Here is a 5783-nt window from a genome sequence, read left to right on the forward strand (position 1 = left end):
GGGGGGACGACCCCCCACACCCCCCGGAAAGACTTTCACTCGTGCTTGCGGCCCGGCATGTTCTCGTACATGTCGGTGAGCTTCTGGCGGAAGCCGCGCGCCGCGATGCCGAACTTCTGCGGGTCCTTGAGCCCGGCCTTCACCGCCTTCTTGGCCTGGTCCTTCATGATGTGCGGCGGGATCGGGGCGATCTCGTTGTCCACCACGAACTCCAGCACGACCGGCCGGTCACTGGCGAGGGCCTCCTGCCACGCGTCGGTGACCTTCTTCGGCTCGTCGCAGTAGATGCCCCGGAGCCCGGCCAGCTCGGCGTACTTGGCGTACGGGAAGTCCGGGATCGACTGCGAGCCCTCGTACTTGGGGTCGCCGCCCATCGCGCGCTGCTCCCAGGTGACCTGGTTGAGGTCCTGGTTGTTGAACACCGCGAAGATGAGCGGCGGTGACCCGGCCATCCGGTCGGCGTACCGCTTCACGGTGATCATCTCGTTCATGCCGTTCATCTGGAACGCGCCGTCGCCGACGAAGCAGATCACCGGGCGGTCGGGGTAGGCGAACCGGGCCGCGATCGCGTACGGGACGCCGGGCCCCATCGTGGCCAGCGTCCCCGACAGCGAGGCCTTCATCCCGTCGCGGATCTTGATGTGGCGGGCCCACCAGTTGGTGGCCGAGCCGGAGTCCGCGGTGAGGATGACGTCGTCGGGCAGCAGCGGGGACAGCTCGTGCGCGACGGCCTGCGGGTTGATCTTGCCGTCGAAGCTCTGGCCCGCCCGCTTCTGCATGACGGTGTCCCAGGTGCGGACGTTCTCCTCGATCTCGTCCCGCCAGGACCGGTCCTCCTTGCGCCGCAGCAGCGGGATCAGCTCCCGCAGCGTCTCCTTGGCGTCCCCGACGACGTGCGCGTCCATCGGGTAGCGGATGCCGATCATGCGGCCGTCGATGTCGATCTCGACGCCCTTGCAGCTGCCCTCGTCCGGCAGCCACTCGGCGTAGGGGAAGCTCGTGCCGATCATGAACAGCACGTCGCAGTTCATCATCATCTCGTCGCTGGCCTTGGAGCCGAGCAGCCCGATCGGGCCGGTCACGAACGGCAGGTCGTCCGGGACGACCTGGCGGCCGAGCAGCGCCTTGGCGATCCCGGCGCCGAGCAGCTCGGCGGTCTCGATCACTTCGGCCTCGGCGTCGGCGGCGCCCTGGCCGATCAGCATCGCGACCTTCTCCCCGTCGTTGAGGATCTCGGCGGCCTTCCGCAGTTCCGCCGTGTCCGGCAGGACGCGCGGCTGGCTCCAGCCCACGCTGGAGTAGACGGAACCGTGCTCCTTGGGCGGCGACGGGACCGCGTCCGACTCCTGGACGTCCTCCGGAATGATGATCGTCGCGACGCCGCGGGTGGTCAGCGCCGTCTTGAACGCCCGGTCGATGATGTGCCGCATCTGGCCGGGGTCCATGACGATCTGGCAGTACTCCGACACGTCGGAGAACAGGTTCTCCAGGTTCACTTCCTGCTGGTAGTGGGTGCCCTGGGACTGCCGCTTCTGCTGCCCGATGATCGCGACGACCGGCTGGTGGTCCAGCTTGGCGTCGTACAGCCCGTTCAGCAGGTGGATCGCGCCCGGCCCGGACGTCGCCGTGCAAACGCCCACCTCACCGGTGAACTTGGCGTGGCCGCAGGCCATGAACGCGGCCATCTCCTCGTGCCGGGCCTGGATGAACTCCGGCTTCCCGTCGGCCCGGTCGAACGCGCCGAGCATCCCGTTGATGCCGTCGCCCGGATATCCGAAGATCCGCTGCACGCCCCACTCGGTCAGCCGATGGAGGACGTAGTCGGCCACTTGCTGGGCCATGATCTCTCCTTCTCCCTGTCGTCGTCTCGTCAGCGCCGCAGCAGCTTCGCCGCGCCCACCGCCGCGCCGGCGGCGGCGCCGGCCGTCGCCGCCCCCACCAGGTACTTGTGCTGCCCCGCCCACAGCTGCGGGCTCCGCGGGTGGGCCTGCTCGTCGAACCGGCCGTGGCCGCCGTGGTCGGCGTCCTCGTCGGCCGGCTCCCAGAGGTTCGCGGGCTGGTCGTCGCGGGTGCGCTCCTCGGTCTGCTGGGACGTGAAGCCCGTCCGGGCCAGGTAGCGGTCCAGCAGCCCCGCCGCGAACCGGTTCGCCAGGATCGTGCCCACCGTGCTGCCGCCGACCCAATACTCGCGGCGTCCGGGATGCTCGGCCGCGTAGACGAGCGCGTCCGCCGCGACCTCGGGCTGGTAGATCGGCGGGACGGGCTGCGGGCGGCGCGGCAGCCGGTTCAGCACCCAGTCGAACTGCGGCGTGTTCACCGCCGGCATCTGCACCATCGTCACCTTGACGCCGCTGCCCTCGTGCATCAGCTCGGCGCGCAGCGAGTCCTGCAGCCCCTGGACGGCGTGCTTGGAGCCGCAGTAGGCGCTCTGCAGCGGGATGCCCCGATAGGCCAGCGCCGACCCGCACTGGACGATCACGCCGCGGTCGCGCGGCATCATCCGCTTCAGCGCGGCCCGGGTGCCGTTGACGTAGCCGAGGTAGGTGACCTCGGTGGCGCGCTTGAACTCGTCCGGCTCGATCTCCCAGAACGGCGCGAACACCGAGGAGAACGCCACGTTGACCCAGACGTCGATCGGGCCCAGCTCGTCCTCGGCCCGCTGCGCCGCCTCGTCCACGCGGCCGGAGTCGGCCACGTCCACGCGGATCGGGAGGCCGCGTCCGCCGGCGGACCCGACATCGGCGGCCGCCGCGTCCAGTCCCTCCTCGCCGCGGGCGAGCAGGGCGACCCGGGCGCCGCGCCGCGCGAACGCCACCGCGGCGGCGCGGCCGATGCCGCCGCTGGCGCCCGTCACCACGACGACGGTGTCGTTACCGATCTTGTGCTTCATCTCGTCCTCACATCGGCGGATCCGGCACAGACACCCACTGCCCGAGTCGAGGGCTCTGTAACGCGGGGCCCGCCGCGCGTCCGGGACGCCATGACTTCACGTCAGAACGTCTAGATGTAAGAACAAAGTATTGACTGACGGGGCCCGCGGGTCTAGAAATGCTCCAAGCCGGAGAGATGGCGCGACGATGAACACACGGTGAACGCCGGGTGAACTCGACGGCCTCCGGGACAGCCCATGGGAGGCAGCATGCGTGTCGGACTCTTAGGAGCGGGGCGGATCGGGGCGTGGCACGCCCGGTTCCTCGGCGGGCACCCCCTGGTGCGGGAGCTGCTGATCGGGGACGCCGACCCGCGCCGCGCCGAGGCGCTGGCCGGGCCGCTCGGCGCCCGCGCCGGCGGGCCCGACGCCGTGCTCGCCGCGCGGCTGGACGCGCTGGTCATCGCCACCCCCACGGCGACGCACGCCGAACTGCTCGTCCGGGCCTGCGACGCCGGCGTCCCCGCGTTCTGCGAGAAGCCGGTCGCGCCGGACCTGCGGACGACGCTGGAGGTCCGCGACCGGGCCGCCAAGTCGGGCGTGCCCGTGCACGTCGGCTTCCAGCGCCGGTTCGACGCCGGCTACGCGGCCGCCCGGCAGGCCGTCCTGGACGGGCGCCTCGGCGACCTGCACCGCGTCCACCTCGTCACCGCGGACCCGGGGCCGCCGCCCGCCGAGTACGTCCGCTCGTCCGGCGGGATGTTCCGCGACTGCCACATCCATGACTTCGACATCCTGCGCTGGGTCACCGGCCGGGAGGTCGACTCCGTCACCGCCGTCGGCGCCAACCGCGGGGACGCCTACTTCGCCGCGGCCGGCGACGTCGACACCACCGCCGCCGTCCTCGTCCTGGACGACGGGACGATCGCGACGCTGCAGGGCTCCCGGTACAACGGCGCCGGATACGACGTCCGGATGGAGCTGTCGGGCACCGCCGGCACGTGGGTCGTCGGCCTGGACGAGCGCGCCGCGGTCCGGTCGGCCGAGCCGGGCGTCGACTGGCCGTCCGGCGACGCGTGGACGGACTTCCAGGAGCGGTTCGAGCCGGCGTACGCGAACGAGATTGGAACGTTCCTAGAGATGGCCAGGGGCCGGACGGCCAGCCCGTGCACGGTCGACGAGGCGCTGGAGGCGTTCCTCATCGCCGAGGCGGCCACGCTGTCGCTGCGCGAGGGCCGCCGGGTCGCGCTCGCGGAGCTGCGATGATCTGGGCGATGGCGTTCGCCGCGATGGCGCTGGCCTTCGTGTGGGTCACCGGCGTCAACGACGGCGCCGCCCTGCTCGGGCTGAGCGGGCGCTACCCGCGCTCGTCCGGGCTGCTGCTGACGGCGCTGGTCCTCGTGCCGCTGGTCCTCGTCCCGCAGGTGACGGTCACGGTCGCGCGGACCTTCACCGAGGGGCTCACCGACCTCGGCGACCGGCGCGGCGCGCTCGCGTTCCTGCTCGGCGTGACGGTCGCGCTCGCCGTGGTCGCCGCCCTGACCAGGCGGAGCCTGCCGACGAGCCTGACCCTGGCGATCGTCGGCGGCATCGGCGGCGCCGGGCTCGGCATGGGCCTGGACGTCGCCTGGCGCGGCCTCGGCCTCGTCCTGCTGATCGGGGCCGCGGCGCCGCTCGTCGGCACCTCCGTCGGGTTCGGGCTCGGCCTGGCGTCGCGGCGCGTGCCGTCCTTCACCGGGATGCCCGGCGCCGTGCGGACCGCCCACGTCCTCGCCTACAGCGCGCAGTGCGCCGCCTACGCCGCCAACGACGGGCAGAAGATGCTCGCCGTCGTCAGCGTCGCGCGGCACGTCGTGTCCACGCGGCGGCTCGGTGCGATCGGGCCCGTCCAGCCCACCCCGCTCGTGCTCATCGCGATCGCGGTCGTCTTCTGCGCCGGGGCGCTCAGCGCCGTCCACCGGGTGGGCGAACGGCTCGGGCGCGGGCTCGTGCTGGCCCGGCCGCTGCACGTCGTGTCCACCGAGGCGGCCGCCGCCGCGTCCGTCGCCGCCAGCTCGTTCGCGGGCGCGCCGGTCAGCATGACCCAGTCCGTCACGGCCGGAGTCGTAGGCGTCGCCGCCAGCGAGGGCGCCTCCCGGGTGCGCTGGCAGAACGTCCTCGGGATCGGCGCCGCGTGGCTGTTCACGCTGCCGCTCGCGTTCGCCGCCGGGACGCTCGGCGGCGCGGCGGCGAGGGTCCTGTGAGCGCCGCCGTCCGGCCCGCCCGGCGCATCCGGCTCGTCTGGGACGACCTGCGCGGCCGGTCCGGCGACCGCGTCATCGGGCAGGTCGCCCGGCAGCTCCGGGCCGCCCGCGACGGCGCCGACCTGGCCCGCGAGCTGGCCGCCGGGCGGATCCCGTCCGGGGCGGCCCGCACCCGGATGGCCGTCATCGAGCACGGCGGGGACGCCGAGCGGGCCGCGCTCGCCGCGATGCTGCACGGCGTCCTCGCCACCCCCATCGACCGGGAGGACCTCTACCGGCTCTCCCGCTCCGTCGACGACGTCCTGGACAACCTCCGCGACTTCGTCCGCGAGGCCGACCTGTTCGGGCCGCCCGAGCTGGGCTTCGCCGTCCCGCCGCTGGACGCGGTGCTGGAGGGGCTGACCGCCCTCGACACCGCCGTCCGGAAGGTCCTCGCCGAGCCCGCCGCGGTCACCATCGCGGCGCTGGGCGCGCGCAAGGCCGGCAACCGCGTCCGGGAGAACCGGCAGGCCGCGCTGGCCCGCCTGTTCGCCGGCCCCCTCGACATCGACGTCCTGCGCAGGCGGGAGCTGCTCGACCGGCTGGACGCGGTCGGGCGGCGGCTCGGCGAGGCGGCCGACGCGCTCTCGGACGCGATGCTCAAACGCAGTCACTGATCCCCTCCCCGCATC

5 protein-coding genes are annotated in these 5783 nt (G+C 73.0%); 3 read left to right on the plus strand and 2 right to left on the minus strand.

Features of this window, described 5'->3' with window-relative positions; genetic code table 11:
• Positions 1-35 precede the first annotated feature (35 nt).
• Complete coding sequence (locus E1293_RS43690) at positions 36-1841, minus strand: thiamine pyrophosphate-requiring protein (protein ID WP_132205524.1); 1806 nt, start codon at positions 1839-1841, stop codon at positions 36-38.
• Positions 1842-1870: 29 nt separating this feature from the next.
• The gene (locus E1293_RS43695) at positions 1871-2890 is read right to left on the minus strand and encodes an SDR family oxidoreductase (protein WP_132205526.1); all 1020 of its coding nucleotides are present in this window, start codon (positions 2888-2890) and stop codon (positions 1871-1873) included.
• 249 nt (positions 2891-3139) lie between these two features.
• Between E1293_RS43695 and E1293_RS43700 the strand changes: the two genes are divergently transcribed.
• Genes E1293_RS43700 through E1293_RS43710 form a run of 3 tightly spaced genes read left to right on the plus strand, consistent with a single transcriptional unit; the run spans position 3140 to position 5768 of the window.
• Positions 3140-4135, plus strand: coding sequence for a Gfo/Idh/MocA family protein (locus E1293_RS43700; RefSeq protein ID WP_132205528.1), 996 nt, complete (start codon positions 3140-3142; stop codon positions 4133-4135).
• Positions 4132-5112 carry an inorganic phosphate transporter gene (locus E1293_RS43705; protein WP_132205530.1) on the plus strand — a complete coding sequence of 327 codons (981 nt, stop codon included), beginning with the start codon at positions 4132-4134 and terminating at the stop codon, positions 5110-5112. Before E1293_RS43700 ends, E1293_RS43705 begins: the two co-directional genes overlap by 4 nt.
• Positions 5109-5768: a DUF47 domain-containing protein gene (locus E1293_RS43710; RefSeq protein WP_207939463.1), complete on the plus strand. Its 660-nt coding sequence runs from the start codon at positions 5109-5111 to the stop codon at positions 5766-5768. The genes E1293_RS43705 and E1293_RS43710 overlap by 4 nt, the downstream gene beginning before the upstream one ends.
• The last annotated feature ends 15 nt before the right edge of the window (positions 5769-5783 follow it).

It is taken from the genome of Actinomadura darangshiensis (assembly GCF_004349235.1).
GTDB classification, from domain to species: Bacteria; Actinomycetota; Actinomycetes; order Streptosporangiales; family Streptosporangiaceae; genus Spirillospora; species Spirillospora darangshiensis.